This window comes from Pseudomonas sp. CFBP 8770 (assembly GCF_014841705.1).
In the GTDB taxonomy this organism is placed as follows: Bacteria; Pseudomonadota; Gammaproteobacteria; order Pseudomonadales; family Pseudomonadaceae; genus Aquipseudomonas.
The window spans coordinates 151,972-172,287 of the sequence record NZ_JACYUL010000007.1 but is presented as its reverse complement, the minus strand read 5'-3'; the positions used below and the strand labels follow the sequence as shown (position 1 = coordinate 172,287).

Genomic DNA, 20,316 nt, shown 5'->3' with positions numbered 1-20,316 from the left:
CATTGGGATCCCGGTATTTCGCCTGCCCTATCTGTCTACCCCCCTTCGAGGCCAGAGATGGCGCCTGCTAGGCGCTCATTTTCCTCGAAGGACCCACCCATGTTTGAACTCCTTTCCCTGAGTGGCGAAGTGGCCAGGGCAGCGCCGCTGGCCAGCAGCGTCAGCAAGCATTTCTGCTCTCGCCCCACCTTGCGTCAAGTCGCGCGGAATATCCTTGCCAGCGAGCTGGCGACGCGATACCCCACCCTGACCCTGGATGGCGATCACCTGCAGTTGCTCGAGCCGCTGCCAGCCCAAGCTGCCAACCATGGCCAAGCCACTCAAGATGCCCAGCGCTACCGTCGGCTGGCGCTGGTCGACGTACTGATCGACCGCTACATACATACCGAGCCCATCCAGTTGGTTCAAGGCTATCACCTGCTCACCCAGGATCCGACGGGCGCGTCTGCTGCGGCTTTGCCGGTGGCCATGGCGCAGCTGCAGGGCATCGTCAATGAATGGGGTCCTCAGATCATCACGGCCTACAGTCAGGCGCTCTGCGATTACTGGGGTGAGGTCCAGGCGGACGGCAGCAACCGCTGGCAGTGGCTGGCGCAAGCGCTGCAAGCACGCTTGAAGGCCAGCATCGAGCGTGAAAAAGCTGCCGGGCGGCTGGACAGCGAGCAAGAGGCCACCGCCCTGTTGCTGGTGTCGACGCCTACCGCCAGTCAGCGCGCGGAGCATGACGCAGACCCGATCGAAGCCAGCCTGATCCGCGTACAGGCCATGGACACACCCTTGCAGCCAAGTGCCGAACTGACTCATGCCTTGGTGATCCGCCGTCCCCTCAGCGTGCACGGGCGCGGTGAGATGTTGCTGTACACACCGGTCAACGGCCTGGAAAGCTTCGCCACGTTGCAGGCTCTGGCGCAGGCGTTCGCGGATCACATGGGCCGCGAACTCACGGGCTCGGCTCTGGAACTGGCACTCTATGCGCCCAGCGGCAATGTCTTCGAAGTCCAGGCGCAGGCGATTCTCGAGCAGCAACTCAATGCGCTGCAGACCATGGGTGCCTATTGCCAGCAGCACCGACTGGGTGCCCGAGCGATGACCGAGGGCTGCGAAAGCATCACCAGCCTGTTCGACCTCGATACTGCACAGGAGCGCGCCCGGCTGCAGGCCCTTGACGATGCACTGCCGCAGTGGCTTCGAACGGCCAGTCTGGCGCAGCGTCGCGCCTTTTCCCTGTACCTGGCAACGCTGGCGCTGGTGCGCGAAGAGCAGAGGGGCGCCTCTTTCCTCGACGGCATTCCCACCCTCGCGTCCTTTGCTCAGATGAGGCTGATCGAACAGATAGAGACTGATCACCCTGGTCAGCCGCTGGCCGATCTCGACGATGTCGAGGTGCACATTCTCACTGTGCCCAATGCGCAACTGAGTCTGGTCAATGCCGGTGACATGGCCATGGAAGACCAGCAGATCAGCCTTGTCGAGCTGGCTCTGTTCAACTTGTCGGGCCGGCCCCGCGGGCACCTGTCGGTCAAGCCCCGCGCCGGAGCGGTGCTGCCGGACTGGACGGACGACACGACCATCCAGGCGTTGGTCACCCGAGCCGATGCAGGCGGGCGTTACCTGCAGTTGCTGAAACGGCAACTGCTGCAGGATCCTGCGCAGGCTCCACGTCGACAGAAGCTGTTCACTCGCCAACTGGGATGCCAGCTGCCACTGCTGGCTTTGGAAAACAGCATCCGCGGCCAGGAGGGGTTTACCGAGCGCGGATGGCGTTACGTCGAACAGGTCATGAACGGCTTGGGCGATCTTGAAGTCGACGGGCGTCCTATCGGCCTTCGCGGTCTGGGGTTCCTGTCGGCGCCGGGCATGAAGATCGATGCTGCGTGCAACATGTATGTGTTCGGCGCACTGGACGGCAGTGGGGTGCAGGTGCTCTATCGCCCGCTGTTCAAGCCCTGCCTGAGCCAATACGCCAGCGCCGCCGCGCTCATGGAGGCCATCAGCGAACCCGGCGAGCTGCAGCGCAGCGTGCTGGATTGGTTGGACGTAGGCGCTCGGGCGCGCTATGCCAACGGGGGCTTTCGCGAACCTCATCTGGTGCGCTTCGGACAGGGCTCGGACTTTGCCCCGATCAGCACGCCGGCCCCGGCGGCATTGCAACTCATCGACATCGGCATGCCGCTGCTCGATCATCTGTACCGCACGAATGTGCAGGCATTGATCACCCTCGCGGACCGTCAGTCGGTATCCAGCGCTGAAAGTCGCTGGATCGGCTTTCAGGCGCTTGGCTGGACGCTGTTCAACGCCTTGCTGCCCATCCTTCCCGGACCGCTGGCCACGGCGGGCTGGCTGGTCGAGGCAATGGCCGCGATGAACGTCACGCTCACTGCGCAGGCGGCGGGCGATCCTGCGCTGGTCGACGATCAGATGTTCGATCTGCTGTTCAACATTGCCCTGGTCCTGCTGGCGCATGGCGCCAGCCGCGTGCCGGGCGGCCGCGGCCTCGGCCAGCCCTTGGCAGGTGGGCACAACGATGCGCCGGTCCGCAGCACTTGGACGGCGCCGCTCAGTGTCATCGACCCTGCCAACGCTACGCTGAGTTTTTCCTGGGCAAACGCACAGCACCGGCTTGGGCCTGATCAGCTCGAGGCGTTGGCCACCTATCGCACTACGCCGGGGTCGCGCCTGACGTCGCCATTGGCGCATGGCCGCTTTCAGGGGCTGCAGTTGGACGGCGAGCGTTGGTTGCTGTCCCTGGGCGACCATTTCTATGAAGTGGCCGCCGAGGAAGAACAACTGCGTATCGTCGACGCCAGGCGCCCGGAGCGCCCGGGGCCGTGGCTTGCGCGGGATGAAGTGGGGCGCTGGCGCCTGGACCTGCGTCTGCGTTTGCGCGGCGGCGGGCCCAAGCGTCGCATCGCGGCGCTGCGCGCGAGCAATCAGGCGCTGATGGTGGCCTACAACGCTGAAGTGGCGGCGTTCCACCAGAAGCGTCCAGGTTTGCACAAGCGTGTCGATCTGGTGCTTGGCAAGCTCGGCCGTGCCATGCAGGCCGGGGATACCGAACGTCTGGTCGGCCTGCGCCAGGCCCTCAGCGAGGCCACCGAAAGCTACCTCGGCGCGCTGCGCACGGTGCTGCGTGCCAGCAGGAAACTCAGTGAGCTGGACCCCTACGCCGATCGCTCGAAGGAGCAGGCCGGCGCGTTGTTTCAGCTATGCGAGATCGCCCAGGAAGAAATCATCAACCTACGCTACAAAAGCATCGCCTACCGAGAACAGGCACATCGGCTGCCGTCGAGTCTGGACGCTCCCGAACTGGATGCCACGCAATCCAAAGCGTTCTTCGACTTCGTCGCCGACAGCACCGAGGTGATGGACCAGCAGATACAGCTGAGCAAAGAGCTGGCGGACTGGAAGCGTCAGCTTCAGCGTATGCCGCTGGAAGGTGAAGCGGCGCTGAAAAAACTCAAGGCCAATTGGATAGAGGCGTTGTCGATACAACGCTGGATCGGTCTGCTGGTCGACGGTCTGGCGCTGACCTGCATCCGCAAGATTCCCGGCCTGCAGGAGGCTGAGCGGATCATGCAGTCGGTGGCCGAGCCGGTGCGGCTGGCGGCGCAAACCCACGCAGCGCTCGAGGAGAGCGCCAGCTACACCCTGAACGACCGCGTCGAAGTGCTCAACAGCCTGGACTTGCAGTATGAAGGGGGCCAGCAGGCGTTGGCGTTACACGGCGAGCTACTGGGAGAACAGTTGCATCGTCCGGCGTTCGATCGTTTGACGGCCCTGATTGCCGAACTGCGCGACGATGCCCAGGGCGCACTGGTGCCACTGGTCCGCGAGCAGCTCAGGATGACTCGCAAACAGCGGCAGCAGGTGCGCCACAAGACCCTTTACATGACCCACCGTCGTGGCCTGGTGGTCGGTCAGCGACGGCCCAAGCTCAAACCTTCGGACAGCGATATCATCGATGTCATCGACCCGATCGAGAAAACGGTCGTTGCCTCCTTCGGCAAGGATCTGGCCGAGGGCAACTGGCGCGAGCTTGACGTGGCGCGCGCGCCCAGGCCACGCGCGGTGCCGACGTCAGTCAATGCCGCGGTTCGTCGCGGCAACCGGCTGTTGCAGGGCGCCGGCAGTGCGGTAAAGGAAGCCTGGAAACAGGCCGAAAAAGACTACCTGCCGGGCGAAGTCGAAGACCAGCTCACCCTTTATGCTCGTCAGTTGAACGAGAGCGCCGACGCCGTCGAACAACAGCTCACCCGCCACAACGTGGTGGACCAGGCCACCAGCCAGCACGCGTCTGCCCACGGCCGCGCCCAGTTGTTTCGCGACAAGGCCGGACAACTCATCAAGGATGGCAGGCTGATTCGTATCCACATGATCAAGCGCCAGCCGCCCACGGCTGCGCGGGTCGACTACCTCTACCGCGAGCAGGCAGTGCGCATCAGTCGCGTGGGCGGGCGCAGCAAGCTCAAGCGATCTCCAGGCTATCTGGAGGAATACCTGATTGCCGATACCACGGGAACGCCGTTGTGGTACGCGCACTTTCACTACCGAGAGCTTCGCTCGCCGCGCGATCAATACACCACGGCGCATCTGAAAACGGTGGAGCAGCGCTTCGATGGCGTAGAGCGGCAGAAGGCCGACGAAGCTGCCGGGCGTGAGGTGATCGGCATTCTGCGCCGGGAAATCAAGGCGCCTTTCGACGAGGTGTACCTGAGCCGGTAGAAGCACATTGCCTCGGCACAGGCACAAAAAAAGCGGGACCTGAAAGCAGGGCCCGCTTCTTGACCGGCGACGGTGAAACTTACTTGCGCTTCAACCCATACTGCTCGTCCAGCATGCCAGGCGAGTTCGCTGCCTTGGGCGCGTAGTCGCGAGGCGGCTCCGCGTCGCGTGGTGGCGTGAGGCGCTCGCGGTGAGGCTGCGGGGCGTCCGAGTGCAGGGCGGCGAGCAGGCGCTGGCGGGTCAGCTCGTCCAGGGCCAGACGGTCGGCGCCTTCGGCCAGATGATCCTGCACTTCCTGATAGCTCTGGGTCAGTTTCTTGACCAGGATCGCCGTGCTGTTGAAGTGGGTGACCACTTCGTTCTGGTAGGTGTCGAAACGTTCCTGGATGTCATCGAGCTGGCGCTGCGTGCCATTGGGTACGGCGCGAGGCGCCAGGCGTGCAACGGCAAAACCGATGACCACACCGACCACCAGGGCCAGGGTCGGCAACAACCAAACTAAGAGCGAGAGTTCCACGAGTCCTTCCTCTATAAACGGCTTTGCTTTACGTTAACGGCTCGGACCTGCGCTGTATACCGCGCGCTTGCGCAAATTCGCAGGACAGCATCTTTCCAGCTAGACGAGTCGACCCTTCTTGAGGTCACGGAGTTCATCACTTGCTCATCCGCGAAACCGCAGTTTTCATCGACGGCCCGCTGGGCCAACTCGAAGCGTTGTACCTCGACACCGCCGACGCCACCGGCATCGCCTTGATCTGCCATCCCAATCCGGTGCAGGGCGGGACCATGCTCAACAAGGTGGTGTCCACCTTGCAGCGCACTGCCCGCGATGCCGGGCTGCTGACGTTGCGCTTCAACTACCGCGGCGTGGGCGCCAGCGACGGCAGCCATGACATGGGCAGCGGCGAGGTCGACGATGCCTGGGCCGTGGCCCAATGGCTTCGAGCGAAACACCCCGAACTGCCGCTGACGATTCTGGGCTTTTCCTTTGGCGGTTTCGTTGCAGCGACCCTCGCCGGTCGTCTGGAGGCCGGGAACATGGCGGTGGCGCAACTGTTCATGGTGGCCCCGGCGGTGATGCGCTTGACCGAAAGCCTGCCGCAACGGACGACGTTGACCGTGATCCAGCCGGACGCCGACGAAGTGGTTGATCCGCAGTTGGTCTACGACTGGTCCGACAACCTCGATCGCCCCCATGAGCTGCTGAAAGTGGCAGAATGCGGGCACTTTTTCCACGGCAAGCTGACCGACCTCAAGGATCTGCTGCTGCCGCGCCTTTCGAACTGATGCCTGTCCACGGCCCCTGAACAAGAACCGACCCATGACCACTCGTATCCTGACCGGTATCACCACCACCGGCACGCCTCACCTGGGCAACTATGCCGGGGCCATCCGCCCGGCGATCGTTGCCAGTCGTCAGAGTGACGCCGACTCGTTCTATTTCCTGGCCGACTATCATGCCTTGATCAAATGCGATGACCCGCTGCGCATTCAGCGCTCGCGTCTGGAGATCGCGGCCACCTGGCTGGCATCGGGCCTGGACGTGGAACGGGTGACGTTCTACCGGCAGTCCGATATTCCGGAAATCCCCGAGCTGACCTGGCTGCTGACCTGCGTCGCTGCCAAGGGCCTGCTCAACCGCGCCCACGCCTACAAGGCCTCGGTCGACCACAACGTGGCCGCCGGGGAAGACCCGGATGCCGGCATTTCCATGGGCTTGTACAGCTATCCGGTGCTGATGGCCGCCGACATCCTGATGTTCAACGCACACAAGGTGCCGGTCGGTCGCGACCAGATCCAGCATGTGGAAATGGCCCGCGACATCGGTCAGCGCTTCAACCATCTGTTCGGCAAAGGCCGCGAGTTCTTCGTCATGCCCCAGGCCTTGATCGAGGAGAGCGTCGCCACCCTGCCGGGCCTGGACGGGCGCAAGATGTCCAAGAGCTACGACAACACCATTCCGTTGTTCACCAGCGCCAGGGACATGAAGGACGCCATCTCGCGCATCGTCACCGACTCGCGGGCGCCGGGCGAAGCCAAGGATCCGGACAATTCGCACCTCTTCACCCTGTTTCAGGCGTTCGCAACGCCCGAGCAGAGCGCCGAGTTCCATGCCGCGCTGCGTCAAGGGCTGGGTTGGGGCGAGGCCAAGACGCGCCTGTTCAACCTGCTCGACGCCGAGTTGGGTGAGGCCCGCGAGCGTTATCACCACTTCATCGAACGTCCGGCCGAACTGGAGGACATCCTCCTGGCGGGCGCTGCGAAAGCGCGTGCCGTCGCCACGCCGTTCCTGGGTGAGCTGCGCGAGGCGGTGGGCCTGCGTTCCTTCCGCGAGCAGGTCCAGGTGACCACGGCAGGCAAGAAAAAAGCCGCCAAGACCGCACGGTTCGTCAGCTTTCGTGACGACGACGGCAGCTTCCGCTTCCGTCTGCTCGATGCCAGCGGCGAACAACTGCTGCTGTCACGCAGCTTCACCGACGGCAAGGCGGCCGGGCAGGTCAGCAAGCAATTGCAACAAGGCGGTGAACTGGACATCCGCAGCGATGCCGAAAGCTTCACGCTGTGGCTGGACGACACCTGCGTGGCCGACGGCCCGTCGTTCACTACGCCAGAGGCCCGCGACACCGCCGTCCAGGCGTTGCGCCAGGCGCTGCAACCTCAAGGGGAGTGATGCGACACCCTGTCGCAATGCTCATTGCCATTATCCTGGGCCGTCGCTACAGTGACGGCCCGTTTTTGTTGCCTTGCTAACGAATATGACGCCCCTAGAACGATACCAAGCCGATCTCAAACGTCCCGAATTCTTCCACGACGCCGCCCAGGAAAATGCCGTCCGCCACCTGCAGCGTCTGTACGACGACCTGGTCGCTGCCGGCACCAGCAAGCCAGGCGTGTTCGGCAAGCTGTTCGGCAAGAAGGAACCCAAGCTGGTCAAGGGGATTTACTTCTGGGGCGGCGTGGGCCGTGGCAAGACCTACCTGGTCGACACCTTCTTCGATGCCTTGCCGTTCGAGCAGAAAGTGCGCACGCACTTCCATCGGTTCATGAAGCGGGTGCACGAGGAATTGAAAACCCTCAAGGACGTGAAGAATCCGCTGACGGTGATCGCCAAGCGCTTCTCCGACGAAGCGCGGGTGATCTGCTTCGATGAATTCTTCGTCTCCGACATCACCGATGCAATGATTCTCGGCACCTTGATGGAAGAGCTGTTCAAGAACGGCGTGACGCTGGTGGCGACCTCCAACATCGTGCCCGATGGCTTGTACAAGGATGGCCTGCAGCGAGCGCGTTTCCTGCCGGCGATCGCGCTGATCAAGGAACACACCGAGATCGTCAACGTCGACAGCGGCGTCGACTATCGCCTGCGCCACCTGGAGCAGGCCGAACTGTTCCATTCGCCGCTCGATGAGGCCGCTCAGGCCAGCATGCGCGAAAGCTTCAAGGCGTTGACGCACAACAGCACCAAGGTGGTCGAGAACGACCCTTTGATGATCGAGAACCGCGAGATCCGTGCACTGCGCACCTGCGATGACGTGGCCTGGTTCGAATTCCGCGAGTTGTGCGATGGCCCGCGCAGCCAGAACGACTACATCGAGTTGGGCAAGATCTTCAACGCTGTGCTGCTCAGCGGTGTCGAGCAGATGAGCGTGACCACCGACGATATCGCTCGCCGCTTCATCAACATGGTCGACGAGTTCTACGACCGCAACGTGAAGCTGATCATCTCGGCCGAAGTCGAGCTCAAGGATCTGTACACCGGCGGGCGCCTGAACTTCGAGTTCCAGCGCACGCTGAGCCGGCTGTTGGAGATGCAGTCCCACGAGTTCCTGTCGCGCGCACACAAGCCCTGATATCGGCGTCGCGCCCTTCGCGGCCACTGACCGCTCCCACAAGATCTCTGCCTGGCGCGGACTTGTGTGGGAGCGGCCACTGACTACTCCTACAAAATCCCTGATTGGCTCGGACTTGTGTGGGAGCGGCCACTGACCGCTCCTACAAAATCCCTGATTGGCTCGGACTTGTGTGGGAGCGGTCATCGGCCGCGAAGGGCGCAACGCGGTCGTTCAGGCCTCCTGCATGAACTGCTGGCGATAGCCGTTGGGCGACAGTTCGGTGTGCTGGCGGAACAATCGGGCAAAGAAGCTCGCGTCGTCATAGCCCACCTCGTAGCTGATGGTCTTGACGCTCTTGCGGGTACCCGACAACAGGCCCTTGGCGGTTTCGATGCGCAATCGCTGCAGGTAATGCAGCGGCTTGTCGCCGGTGGCGGCATGGAAGCGGCGCATGAAGTTGCGAATGCTCATGCCGCGCTCACGGGCAACGTCCTCGAAGCGGAATTTTTCGGCGAAATGTTCTTCCAGCCATTGCTGGATATGCAGGATCGGCACGTCGCGATGCAGCTTCTGCCCGCCGAAGCCGATGCGCCCCGGCGTATAGCTGCGTTGCACTTCGTACAGGGTATCGCGCGAAACCGCCTGGGCCACATGGGCGCCACAGAACCGCTCGATCAGATGAATGTACAGGTCACAGGCCGATACCGGTCCGCCCGCGCAGAACAGGTTGTCGGCGTCGGTCAGGTGTTTGTCCTGATTGAGCCGAACATGCGCAAAGCGTTGCCTGAATTCCTCGAAGAAACGCCAGTAGGTAGTCGCCTCCTTGCCGTCCAGCAAGCCACTGGCGGCCAGCCAGAACACGCCGCTCGCTTCGCCGCACAATACCGCGCCGCGCGCGTGCTGAGCGCATAGCCAGGGCAGCACCTGGGGGTAGCGCGCGGCAGCGCTGTCGAAGTCGCCCCAGCAGGCAGGCAGGATGATCAAGTCGGCATCTTCGAGGCCACCGTCCACGGGCAGCATGACCTCACTGAAACTGCGCACCGGTAGTGCGTCCGGGCTGACCAGGCGTGTTTCGAACAGGGCGTGGCGTTCCAGGCCCATCTGCTTGCCATAACGCAGGCTGGCCATGTGGAAGAAGTCCTTGGCCTGCATCAGGGTCGAGGCCATGACCTGATCGGTGGCCAGAATGCAGACGCGCCGCAGCGCGGGCGTGTGGGGCGTGAAGATCATGATTTTATTCTTGTGGGGTGAAAGCGGTCAGGATATGGCCGAAGCGTCGTTGGATTCAAGCGAGGTCGAGAATGGGGGGGCGGTGTTAATGGTTTCGCGGCCGCTGACCGCTCCTACAGAACATGTTCATGATTCCTATAGGAGCGGCCAGTGGCCGCGCACGGGCCCGCAAAAACAGTAACGATCAAATCAGGGCGCCGGATTCGGCTGCGCCTTATGGATCGCCTCGATACCCGCCAGCACGTCTTCGGACAGCACCAGGTCGATGCTCCCCAGGTTGCTGTCCAACTGCTCCAGCGAGGTCGCGCCAATGATGTTGCTGGTCACGAACGGCTGTGCGGTGACGAAGGCCAGTGCCATTTGCGCCGGGTCCAGGCCATGCTCGCGGGCCAGGTCTACGTAGCGGGTAGTGGCAGCGACCGCCTGCTCGTTGGCATAGCGGGTAAAACGGCTGAACAGCGCCAGACGACTGCCAGCCGGCCGCGCGCCGTTCTCGAACTTGCCCGAGAGCATGCCGAACGCCAGGGGCGAGTAGGCCAGCAGCCCGCACTGCTCGCGGATTGCAACTTCGGCCAGGCCCACTTCGAATGTACGGTTGAGCAGGTTGTAGGGGTTCTGGATGGACACCGGGCGGGGCAGGTTGCCGCTGTCGGCCAGGCCCAGGAACTTCATCGTGCCCCAGGGCGTTTCGTTGGACAGCCCGACATGCCTGATCTTGCCGGCCTTGACCTGCTCGTCGAGCACCTGCAGGGTTTCCTGCAGCGGGGTATCGAGCTGATCCTGGGTGTGCTGGTAGCCCAGCTTGCCGAAGAAATTGGTGCTGCGCTCCGGCCAGTGCAACTGATAGAGATCGATCCAGTCCGTCTGCAGCCGCTGCAGGCTGGCGTCGAGTGCCGCAACGATATGCTCGCGGTTGAATTTGAGCTGGCCGTCGCGGATATGGCTGATGCCATTGCCGGGGCCGGCGATCTTGCTGGCCAGGATCCAGTCGGACCGGTCGCCCTGGCGCTTGAACCAGTTGCCGATCACCCGCTCGGTGGCCGCATAGGTTTCGGGGCGCGGGGGCACAGGGTACATTTCCGCCGTGTCGATGAAATTGATGCCGGCCGCCTTGGCCCTTTCTATCTGCGCGAAGCCTTGCTCCTCGGTGTTCTGCTCGCCCCAGGTCATGGTGCCCAGGCACAGCGCGCTCACGTTCAGATCGGTACGTCCCAGCTGGCGATAGTGCATCGGTGACTCCTCTTGGCAAAGGAATCATAAAAGCAGGTTGATATTTTTTTCGCAATCTGGATAATTCGGCCCCTCTCTGTGAAGTGGAAGTGATGCCCCGCCTCCCGGAAGAATTTTGCCGTGTATGTGACGCGAAGACCCGAGCCCCCCAAAAGCGTCCTGTGCCCGGCTGCCTTTGACTTGTCAAAGTAAGCACTATTCAGTAAGATCCGCCGTCTCTTTTTGCTGGGCGGCCCCTGAGGCTATAAAGAATGAAAACTTTTACTGCTAAACCGGAAACAGTAAAGCGCGACTGGTTCGTCGTTGATGCTGCTGGTCAGACCCTGGGTCGTCTGGCTACAGAAATCGCGAGCCGTCTGCGTGGCAAGCACAAGCCTGAGTACACTCCTCACGTTGACACCGGCGACTACATCGTCGTCATCAACGCCGAGCAGGTGCGTGTCACTGGTGCCAAGACCACTGACAAGATCTACTACTCCCACTCCGGTTTCCCGGGCGGTATCAAGTCGATCAACTTTGAAAAGCTGATTGCCAAGGCGCCTGAGCGCGTGCTCGAGACCGCGGTCAAGGGCATGCTGCCCAAGAACCCGCTGGGTCGCGACATGTACCGTAAGCTGAAAGTCTATGCGGGCGCTGCTCACCCTCATACTGCTCAGCAGCCCCAAGAACTGAAGTTTTAACGGAATAGTTCATTATGTCGGCGACTCAAAATTACGGCACTGGCCGTCGCAAGACCGCAACCGCTCGCGTTTTCCTGCGTCCGGGCACCGGTAAGATCTCCATCAACAATCGCACTCTGGAAACCTTCTTCGGTCGCGAAACTGCCCGCATGGTAGTTCGTCAACCGCTGGAGCTGACCGAGAACACCGAGAAGTTCGACATCTACGTCACCGTTATCGGTGGTGGTGTCAGCGGTCAGGCCGGTGCGATCCGTCACGGTATCACTCGTGCACTGATGGACTACGACGAAGCACTGCGTCCGGCCCTGCGTAAAGCAGGCTTCGTGACTCGCGATGCTCGTGAAGTTGAACGTAAGAAAGTCGGTCTGCGTAAAGCGCGTAAGCGTCCGCAGTACTCGAAGCGTTAATTCGCGTCTTCGTTCCAGAAAAAACCCGGTTCTCGCGAGCCGGGTTTTTTTTCGCCCGTCAATCCTTGGGAGGCGCTGGTACACTGCCCGCAAGACAATGCAGACGCCTGTTGCAGCAGGCTAAGGTAAACGATGGCTGAGGAGCAGGGCGGCGCGTGTGACATCGACCAGGGTCGCCGACGCTTTCTGGTCAGAACCACGGCGCTGGTAGGCGCTGCCGGCGCGGTGGGTGCGGCAGTACCTTTCGTGGCGTCATGGCAGCCCAGCGCGAAGGCCCGCGCCGCAGCCGCTCCGGTCAAGGTCAACATCGCCAAGATCGAGCCGGGGCAGCAGCTGGTCGTGCAGTGGCGCGGCCAGCCTGTGTTCATCTGCCGACGCACGCCGCAGATTCTCGAAAGCCTGGCCCGTGACACCGAGCATCTGGCCGACCCCCAATCGCGCGATTCGGATCAGCCGGGCTATGTCGACGCAGCGCTGCGAGCCATCAAGCCCGACGTGCTGGTGGTGGTCGGCATCTGCACCCACTTGGGCTGTTCGCCAACCTTTCGCCCCCAGGTCACTGCGGCGGATCTGGGTCCCGACTGGCAGGGCGGGTACTTCTGCCCGTGCCATGGCTCGCGCTACGATCTGGCCGGACGTGTCTACAAGGCGCAGCCCGCGCCCTTGAACCTCGCGGTTCCACCGCATTTCTACGAGAGTGCCGAGGTGCTCGTGCTGGGTATCGATGGGGAGGGTGCCTGATGCGTGGCCTGCTGCAGTGGATCGAGGCGCGCCTTCCGGTGGGCAAGGTATGGCGTGATCATCTGAGCCATTACTACGTACCGAAGAACCTGAATTTTTTCTATATCTTCGGCTCGCTGGCGCTGTTGATGCTGCTCAACCAATTGCTTACCGGCATCTGGTTGACCATGAACTACACCCCAACGGCCGAAGGCGCCTTCGCTTCCATCGAATACATCATGCGCGACGTCGAATACGGCTGGCTCCTGCGTTACCTGCATTCGACCGGTGCGTCGGCATTCTTCATAGTCATCTACCTGCACATGTTTCGCGGACTGCTGTATGGCTCCTATCAAAAGCCGCGCGAGCTGGTGTGGGTCTTTGGCATGTCGATCTATCTGCTGCTGATGGCGGAAGCGTTCATGGGCTACCTGCTGCCGTGGGGGCAGATGTCCTATTGGGGCGCGCAGGTGATCATTTCCCTGTTCGGGGCGATTCCGATCGTGGGTGCGGATCTGGCCCAGTGGATCCGCGGCGACTATCTGGTTTCCGGTGTTACCTTGAACCGCTTCTTCGCGTTGCATGTGGTGGCATTGCCGTTGCTGATCGTCGGACTGGTGGTGCTGCACATTCTGGCGTTGCACCAGGTAGGCTCGAACAATCCCGAAGGCATTGATATCAAGCGACACCTGGATGCCAATGGCAAGCCGTTGGATGGCATTGCCTTCCATCCCTACTACACGGTCAAGGATCTGCTCGGGGTGGCAATCTTTCTCTTCGTGTTCAGCGCCGTGGTGTTCTTCTTTCCGCAGATGGGCGGTTACTTTCTGGAACCTGCCAATTTCGAGCCTGCCGACATGCTCAAGACGCCCGAACATATCGCGCCGGTCTGGTACTTCACCCCGTTCTACGCGATCCTGCGCGCCGTTCCCGACATGCTCATGGGCGTGCTGGCCATGGCTTTCGCGATTGCCATCCTGTTCGTGCTGCCGTGGCTTGACCGCAGCCCGGTCAAGTCGATGCGCTACAAAGGCTGGTTCAGCCGCGCGGCGCTGGCGCTGTTCTGCGTGGCGTTGGTGACACTGGGCTACGTCGGCATGCACCCGGCCACAGCCATCACTACCTGGGTGGCGCGGGTATGCGTAGTGCTCTACTTCGGCTATTTCCTGGCCATGCCGCTGTACACGCGACGGGAGATCACGCGGCCGGTACCCGATCGGATCCCGCGCCGATGAAAATATGGATTGCAGTCTTGCTGTTGCTGGCCCTGCCGCCGGCCTGGGCGGACCCGGTGACGCCGCTGGTGCGCCCGGTGGCGATCGAGGTGTCCGACAAGGCGGCCTTGCGAGACGGTGCAAGCACCTTCGTCGGCTATTGCATGGGCTGCCACGGGGCCAGGTTTCAGCGTTACCAGGCAGTGGCCGACGACCTGGGCATACCCTATGAGCAGATGCTGCAGACCTTGGCACCGGCCGGCGCGGCCATTGCCGATCACATGCAGACACGTCTGCAGCCGGCCGATGCCAAGGCCTGGTTCGGCGCCGAGGTGCCCGACCTGACCCTGGTCGCGCGGGTGCGAGGCACCGATTGGCTGTACGCCTATCTGCAGGGCTTCCACGCCGATGCCGCCCGGCCTTGGGGGGTGAACAATATCGTCTACCCCAACGTCGGCATGCCCAATGTGCTGGAGAGCCTGCAGGGACGTCAGGTGCTCGACTGCGCAGAGCCTGCGGCGCAGCCGTGCACCCGTCTGCGCGTGATACCCGGTACCGGTAGCCTGGACGCAGCGCAATTCGACGACAAGGTCAGGAATCTGGTGGCGTTCCTGGCGTACTCGGCCGAGCCGGTCAAGGCACGGAGCCAACGGATTGGTCTGTACGTATTGCTGTACCTGGCGCTGCTGATCGTTCTCGCTTACTTGCTGAAACGCGAATACTGGAAGGACGTGGGTTGAAAGTGCGGTAAACTGCGCGGCTTGCTTGCGCCCCCTGTGGGTGGCGCTCGTTTTTGCATTCATACATACGCGAGGAGGACCGCCATGGGCGTGACCAATCGGTTGGCCTGTTACTCCGACCCCGCCGACCACTATTCTCATCGGGTGCGTATCGTTCTCGCCGAGAAAGGCGTCAGCGCAGAGATCATCAACGTGGAGGGCGGTCGCCTGCCACCCAGGCTGATCGAAGTGAACCCCTACGGCAGCACGCCGACGCTGGTCGACCGCGATCTGGCCCTGTTCGAATCGACCGTGGTGATGGAATACCTCGACGAACGCTATCCGCATCCGCCGCTGCTGCCGGTGTACCCGGTGGCGCGGGCCAACAGCCGGCTGCTGATCCATCGCATCCAGCGCGACTGGTGTGGCCTGGCCGACCTGATCCTCGACCCGCGCAGCAAGGAAGCCGCCCGCGTTCAGGCGCGCAAGGAATTGCGCGAGAGCCTGACTGGCGTTTCGGCACTGTTTGCCGACAAGCCTTGCTTTCTCAGTGATGAGCAAAGTCTGGTCGACTGCTGTCTACTGCCGATACTCTGGCGCTTGCCGATCATGGGTATCGAACTGCCGCGGCCTGCCAAGCCGCTGCTCGACTATATGGAACGTCAGTTCGCGCGGGAGGCCTTCAAGGCCAGCCTGTCCGCTGCTGAACGTGAAATGCGCTAGGTTTTGAGGAGCCGTTGATGAACTCCAGTCGTCCCTATTTGATCCGCGCCCTGTACGAGTGGATCGTTGACAATGACTGCACCCCGCACATGCTGGTCAATGCCGAGTATCCCTCGGTCCAGGTCCCGCAAGGTTTCGCCAGCGATGGCCAGATCGTTCTGAACGTGTCACCCAGCGCCGTGCGCAACCTGCACATGGATAACGAGGCGGTCAGTTTCGACGGTCGCTTCGGGGGCGTATCGCACACGCTGTTCGTGCCTTCGGGTGCCATCCTCGGTATCTACGCCAGGGAGAATGGCCAGGGCATGGTCTTCGATCTGGAGTCGCCCGGGTTGGACGAGGAAGAAGCCGAGTTCGAGGATATCATCGAGTCCGATGACGACACCCCGCCGCCAGGCAACCCGCCACCGCGGCCATCCGGTCGGCCGAGTCTGAAAGTGGTGAAATGAAAAGGGCGATCCGCAAGGATCGCCTTTTTCATTTGAAGGTAACGGTAAAATTCACCGTCGCGTCGGCAGTACCCCCCGTGGGCGCCTTGTTGCCCACTTGGACGTATCGGGCGTTGAACGCCAGGTTCGTGATCCCGTCGTTCACATGGGTGATCTGCACTTCCTCACCGAGTCGAACAGGTGTCATGTCCTGCTTGAGGATCTGTACACCTATCCCGGTTGCGGTGGACTCCGGCCTGAGCCCGACGATACCGGCCGGGCCGTCCAGCAGGGTGGAGCCGCGAGAAGGCTCAAAGCGCACATTGGCATAGTTGCCCTGGAAGTAGTTCCACGGATAGTAGGTGGAGTAATTGCCCTTCACGCAGCTCAGAAGTGGGATCGAGAACTCTTTGACCGGGCCGCCGGAGCCATTCCCGTTGAAATCGCCGACGCTGCCAGACAGCTCGACCTCCAGCGGATTGCTCCCCGTGGCTGGCATCGAGCAGCCGGCAACGATAATGGTTTGATTGAGGGTCAGGGAGGATTGCACGGCGCCGTTGAACAGCACTTGCAGCCCCGGCTGATTCAATGTGTGTGCCCCGGCCGCAATGTCTCCGGTCTTGTAGAGGTAGTAGTACACCCGGGTCTGGTAGCGGCTGGAACAACTGACTGCGGAAAACGGAAAATGAAGCTGGTTGGCGGGTATCTGCGATCCGCTTGCGTCGCAGTGAAGGCCATCGGCTTTGATCGCGGCGAACGCGACACCCGGCACACCGGTCTGGTACAGGTGCTGACCGATATCGGTCGTCCCGACGCTGCCGCTGTTGGCCGCCGCGATCGCGGGCATGCGCGGTCCGGCGAGCATCTGGGCGACAACCGAGCGGTTGGCGCAGGTATGGTCGCGGGTGCCGTCGTAGTTCACCAGGCCAGAGCCGATCAATGAGCCGACGGGCGCATCGCGCGGGATGAAATAGGTCGAACTGTGCGTGACCATGTCCACCGGCGGCGGGCAGGCCGCATGGGCGACCGTGCAGCCCAGCAACCATCCGAACGGGCCGAGCGACAACTTGACGAAAGGGCTCATGTCGAAGCCTCCTGAACGGGTTGGGTCGATTTATCGGAGCGCTCGGCGGTGATCGGTTCGCAGAGCAGTTGGTGGGTGGTGTAGCGGGTGTCAGGCAACGGCTCGGCCTCTGGCAGGCGCAATGCGCACTGTCCGTCCGGCCCGGTTCCCCACGAGGTGGTCAGCAGCGTCTGCTGTTGCGCGACGCCCAGCAGCACTTGTCCGCCAGGGCCAACCACCCCCACCAGCGTGCCATCGGCATCGGTCACCTGGCTGCCGAAGGGCGGCGCCTTGCCGCCAGCCATGAGCAGATGGGCGATGATCTTGCGCGAGCGTGTTGCGTTGAAGCGCGCCTTGATGATCGCGCCGCGTCGAGGCACGACCAGCGCCACGCTGTTGTCGATATCGATTTCAGCGCCCAGATGATCGGTGTTGAGCACGATGCGGTTGGAGCGATAGGGCGTCAGGTAGGGCACCAGTGCATAGCCGTGCCGGTTGGTGCGCATGGTCGGTGTATTCTGCACGCCGACTTCGGCAACGCCGTTCACGTCTACCAGAGCGACGGTATCGCCCAGCACGTGGCCCAACTCGATGCCATCGGCATGGGCCAGCAGGGCGCCGGCTGCAGTGGCAGTGATCTGGCGGTAATCAGGACCGGCGGTGAGCGAGGTGCCCAGCGTGGCGAAGGGTGCACGGTAGGTCGCTGACGCCGTCGCGCTCCTGTCACCGTTGTCCGAGCGACTGGCGTCCAGGCCATAGCGCCAGCGCTGGTCGTCGGACAGCTGTCCCGTCAGGCTGGCGCGATGGCCCACCCCCCGTTGCCCAGTGCTCGAAGCCGAATAGGTCGCGCTGCTGCTGCTTCCCAATGGCGCCGACACGGTCAAGGTAATCTGCGTGTTCTGTCGATAGGCGTCGCTGAGACTGCGGCTGGCGTACATGCCATAGTTGACGCCACGGTAGTAGGTATTGGCGCCGAACTGCACCTCGCGATCCTGCCGGTTGCTGTTCCAGTAGGTCTGCTGGTGCACACTCATGTGCAGCGAGCCGAATGCCGTGGTCTGGACCAGGTTGGCTTCGATGCGGTTGCGTTTGCTGCCGCGCGGGGCAGCGGTGGGTGTCTGTTGCCAGACCGCCTCGCCGAAATCGCGGTAGCCTTGGGTGGAATAGCGGTAGCCGGCAAAGCGCAACGACGTACCGATGTCGAAAGACTTGCCATAGCGCCAGCCAACGCTGCGCCCCTGGTCCTGACCACCCGCCGGGCGCGCCGTGCGTGCATCGCTGAGGTCCAGTGAAACCGCACCCAGGGCGCCGAGGCTGAGGCCCAGTCCGATCTGGCCCGCCTGATAGAAGCTGGCATTCTGCACGCCACCGTAGACGGTCAGGTCACGGGGTAAGCCGTAGGCCAGGGTGGCTTCGACAAAGGATGGCTGTTCGGCACCGTCGGCGGTGTTGTAGCGGCCCAGCGTCAAGCCATGCCGCCAGACGCCAGGGCGCAGCATGTTACTCAAGGTCGCGTAAGGCTGGATGGCACGGCGCTCTCGTCCGTCGGCCTCGGTCACGATGATTTCCAGCTCACCGCTGCCGCCGGCGGCGGTAAGGTCTTCGATCACGAACGGGCCTGCCGGTACATAGGTGGTGTACAGCGAATAGCCGTTCTGGCGCACCTCGACCTTGGCCTGGGTCTCGGCGATGCCTCTGACCACCGGCGCGTAGCCTTGCAGAGAGTCGGGCAGCATGCCGATGTCGCTGGTGAGCTGGATACCCTGGTAGGGCAGACTGCTGAAGACATTGCCGGAGGTGAAGTACTCGCCCAGCGTCAGTGTGCCCCAATGCCTGGACAGGTCGCGCTGGGCGAAGGTGCTGCTGCGCTGCCAGCGCCCGGGGCTGTCCTGGCTGCGGCTGAACGACGAGCTCGAACGCAGGCGCCAGTCGGCGACGTTGACCCCGGCCTGCAGGTAGAGACTGGCTTGGGAACTGGAGCCAGAACCCTGGCGGTGACCCTGACTGCCGGCGAACTGATAGTTCAAGGTAGCCGCGTCGATGCCGCTGTCCCATTGCTGCTCGTCGATGAAATCGACGGGGGTGCGCCGCAGTGCGGCCTGGGGAATGTTCAACTCGAGCGTCAAGGTTTCTTCATGCAGGGTCTGCGCTGCGCCGGGAATCGCGACGGCGAGGTCCACGCAGGTGTCGTCCGGCTTGCCCAGCGGCAATGTTCCCGCGTCTTGCAGCCACTGCGCAGTCAGGCACGCGCTCAGTTGGCTGCCGCCTTCGAGCTGCTGGAACGTCAGGGTTTGTTTGCCCACGTTCGTGCCGTTGAGGTAGACGTTGACAGGGTACTTGCCCGGTGCCCACTGCCGTTGGCCCTGCAATGCCTGCAAGCCATGCGGTGTGCGATGTTCGTCGCCACCCAGGGTGCGGAAGAAGCTCTCATCGAAGCGCTCTTCGCCCGCGTGTGTCTGAGGAACCGATATTGCGCCGATCGACAGTACTGCGGCCTTGATCAGCCGAAAGCGCGCTTGCGGGTTGCATGGGCTCATGGTTGACCGTGCGTCCCGGCCGAGACTGGCAGAGATCGAGGTGAGCCGTCGCTGTCGACCGGCAGATGAAACTGGATCGGCGTGGAATATCCACCGTAGTCGTTGATGATCGAGAACACCACGCTCAACGGCCGCACAGCGGCGCTGTCGAGGGCGTACAGTCGGTTGCTGAACGGCTCGACCATCAATGGCGCGGCGACCTCTTCGCTGTGCTCGAAGGCTATGGCCTTGATGCCGATGAACGAGACATGGAACGGCGAAGGATTGTGCACGCGCAGCGCATGCTTGCCGTCCTGCCGCTCCAGCGTCCATCGCAGGCGCTCGCCGCTGTCGTTGGCATTGCCCAGTCCCGGCGGGCGATAGAGCAGCTTGACCCGTGTGCGCAGGGCTACCTTCAGCACGTTCTCGGGAGTGTCGTTAGCGGTGGGTATCTCCTGAACATTGAAATAGAACAGCGATTCTCTGTCCTTGGGCAGGGCGTCGGTGGCCGTCGAGATGATCCTGACGGTCTGCGCCTTGCGGCTGTCCAGGCGAAAAAGCGGGGGCGTGGCGATGAAGGGGGCGAGGCGGGTGTCGTCGTCCGTGGCGTCGTTGACCCACGTCTGAATGGCATAGGCTCGGCGGGTGGGGTTGTTGACGATCATCGAGCTCTCGCGCTTGCTGGCGTCGAACACCACGCGCGTGTTGTCCAGCACCACTGCCGCCTGCGCGGCGATGCTGGCGAGGGCGGCGAAGGGAATGATCAGCGCTGTCCATAGCCTGCGTCGGTGGGTTCTGCGGGGGATGTGCATGGCGATGTCGGTTCCGGCA

Annotated in this window: 17 protein-coding genes; 11 read left to right on the top strand and 6 right to left on the bottom strand. The window is 62.6% G+C overall.

What is annotated here, in order from left to right:
* Nucleotides 1-99: 99 nt before the first annotated feature.
* Nucleotides 100-4,722 (top strand): hypothetical protein, encoded by a 4,623-nt coding sequence (locus tag IFT98_RS16930; protein ID WP_192050653.1) that lies wholly within the window; start codon nucleotides 100-102, stop codon nucleotides 4,720-4,722.
* 79 nt (nucleotides 4,723-4,801) lie between these two features.
* Here IFT98_RS16930 and IFT98_RS16925 read toward each other — a convergent pair whose 3' ends face one another.
* Entirely contained in the window at nucleotides 4,802-5,239 is a 438-nt protein-coding gene (locus IFT98_RS16925; RefSeq protein WP_049860598.1) for a YhcB family protein, read from the bottom strand.
* A 140-nt stretch (nucleotides 5,240-5,379) separates the two neighbouring features.
* On the opposite strand from IFT98_RS16925, the gene IFT98_RS16920 reads away from it, so the two are divergent.
* From IFT98_RS16920 to zapE, 3 genes are all read left to right on the top strand, one after another.
* Nucleotides 5,380-6,009 carry an alpha/beta hydrolase gene (locus IFT98_RS16920; protein WP_192050655.1) on the top strand — a complete coding sequence of 210 codons (630 nt, stop codon included), beginning with the start codon at nucleotides 5,380-5,382 and terminating at the stop codon, nucleotides 6,007-6,009.
* A gap of 34 nt (nucleotides 6,010-6,043) precedes the next feature.
* A complete protein-coding gene (locus IFT98_RS16915) occupies nucleotides 6,044-7,393 on the top strand; it encodes a tryptophan--tRNA ligase (RefSeq protein WP_192050657.1) in 1,350 nt (449 codons plus the stop codon).
* An 85-nt stretch (nucleotides 7,394-7,478) separates the two neighbouring features.
* Entirely contained in the window at nucleotides 7,479-8,573 is a 1,095-nt protein-coding gene (zapE, locus tag IFT98_RS16910; protein ID WP_122479484.1) for a cell division protein ZapE, read from the top strand.
* A gap of 213 nt (nucleotides 8,574-8,786) precedes the next feature.
* On the opposite strand, the gene IFT98_RS16905 is transcribed toward zapE, so the two are convergent.
* Nucleotides 8,787-9,683 (bottom strand): GlxA family transcriptional regulator, encoded by an 897-nt coding sequence (locus tag IFT98_RS16905; RefSeq protein ID WP_342214185.1) that lies wholly within the window; start codon nucleotides 9,681-9,683, stop codon nucleotides 8,787-8,789.
* Between the two features lie 291 nt (nucleotides 9,684-9,974).
* Nucleotides 9,975-11,015, bottom strand: a complete 1,041-nt coding sequence (locus tag IFT98_RS16900) for an NADP(H)-dependent aldo-keto reductase (protein ID WP_192050660.1) — start codon at nucleotides 11,013-11,015, stop codon at nucleotides 9,975-9,977.
* 251 nt (nucleotides 11,016-11,266) lie between these two features.
* On the opposite strand from IFT98_RS16900, the gene rplM reads away from it, so the two are divergent.
* From rplM to IFT98_RS16865, 7 genes are all read left to right on the top strand, one after another.
* Nucleotides 11,267-11,695, top strand: a complete 429-nt coding sequence (gene rplM, locus IFT98_RS16895; RefSeq protein ID WP_043186791.1) for a 50S ribosomal protein L13 — start codon at nucleotides 11,267-11,269, stop codon at nucleotides 11,693-11,695.
* A gap of 14 nt (nucleotides 11,696-11,709) precedes the next feature.
* Nucleotides 11,710-12,102 carry a 30S ribosomal protein S9 gene (gene rpsI, locus IFT98_RS16890; RefSeq protein ID WP_122479481.1) on the top strand — a complete coding sequence of 131 codons (393 nt, stop codon included), beginning with the start codon at nucleotides 11,710-11,712 and terminating at the stop codon, nucleotides 12,100-12,102.
* Nucleotides 12,103-12,234: 132 nt separating this feature from the next.
* Nucleotides 12,235-12,843, top strand: a complete 609-nt coding sequence (gene petA / locus IFT98_RS16885; RefSeq protein ID WP_192050662.1) for a ubiquinol-cytochrome c reductase iron-sulfur subunit — start codon at nucleotides 12,235-12,237, stop codon at nucleotides 12,841-12,843.
* Entirely contained in the window at nucleotides 12,843-14,057 is a 1,215-nt protein-coding gene (locus IFT98_RS16880) for a cytochrome b (RefSeq protein ID WP_244651004.1), read from the top strand. Before petA ends, IFT98_RS16880 begins: the two co-directional genes overlap by 1 nt.
* Nucleotides 14,054-14,776 carry a cytochrome c1 gene (locus tag IFT98_RS16875; RefSeq protein WP_192050663.1) on the top strand — a complete coding sequence of 241 codons (723 nt, stop codon included), beginning with the start codon at nucleotides 14,054-14,056 and terminating at the stop codon, nucleotides 14,774-14,776. Before IFT98_RS16880 ends, IFT98_RS16875 begins: the two co-directional genes overlap by 4 nt.
* An 84-nt stretch (nucleotides 14,777-14,860) precedes the next feature.
* Entirely contained in the window at nucleotides 14,861-15,478 is a 618-nt protein-coding gene (locus tag IFT98_RS16870) for a glutathione S-transferase N-terminal domain-containing protein (protein ID WP_049860608.1), read from the top strand.
* A 17-nt stretch (nucleotides 15,479-15,495) separates the two neighbouring features.
* On the top strand, nucleotides 15,496-15,927 hold the full coding sequence (locus tag IFT98_RS16865; protein WP_192050665.1) for a ClpXP protease specificity-enhancing factor: 432 nt from the start codon (nucleotides 15,496-15,498) through the stop codon (nucleotides 15,925-15,927).
* A gap of 28 nt (nucleotides 15,928-15,955) precedes the next feature.
* On the opposite strand, the gene IFT98_RS16860 is transcribed toward IFT98_RS16865, so the two are convergent.
* Genes IFT98_RS16860 through IFT98_RS16850 form a run of 3 tightly spaced genes read right to left on the bottom strand, consistent with a single transcriptional unit; the run spans nucleotide 15,956 to nucleotide 20,297 of the window.
* A complete protein-coding gene (locus IFT98_RS16860) occupies nucleotides 15,956-16,990 on the bottom strand; it encodes a fimbrial protein (protein WP_192050667.1) in 1,035 nt (344 codons plus the stop codon).
* Nucleotides 16,987-19,506 carry a fimbria/pilus outer membrane usher protein gene (locus IFT98_RS16855; RefSeq protein ID WP_192050669.1) on the bottom strand — a complete coding sequence of 840 codons (2,520 nt, stop codon included), beginning with the start codon at nucleotides 19,504-19,506 and terminating at the stop codon, nucleotides 16,987-16,989. Before IFT98_RS16855 ends, IFT98_RS16860 begins: the two co-directional genes overlap by 4 nt.
* Entirely contained in the window at nucleotides 19,503-20,297 is a 795-nt protein-coding gene (locus IFT98_RS16850; RefSeq protein ID WP_192050671.1) for a fimbrial biogenesis chaperone, read from the bottom strand. Before IFT98_RS16850 ends, IFT98_RS16855 begins: the two co-directional genes overlap by 4 nt.
* Between the last annotated feature and the right edge of the window lie 19 nt (nucleotides 20,298-20,316).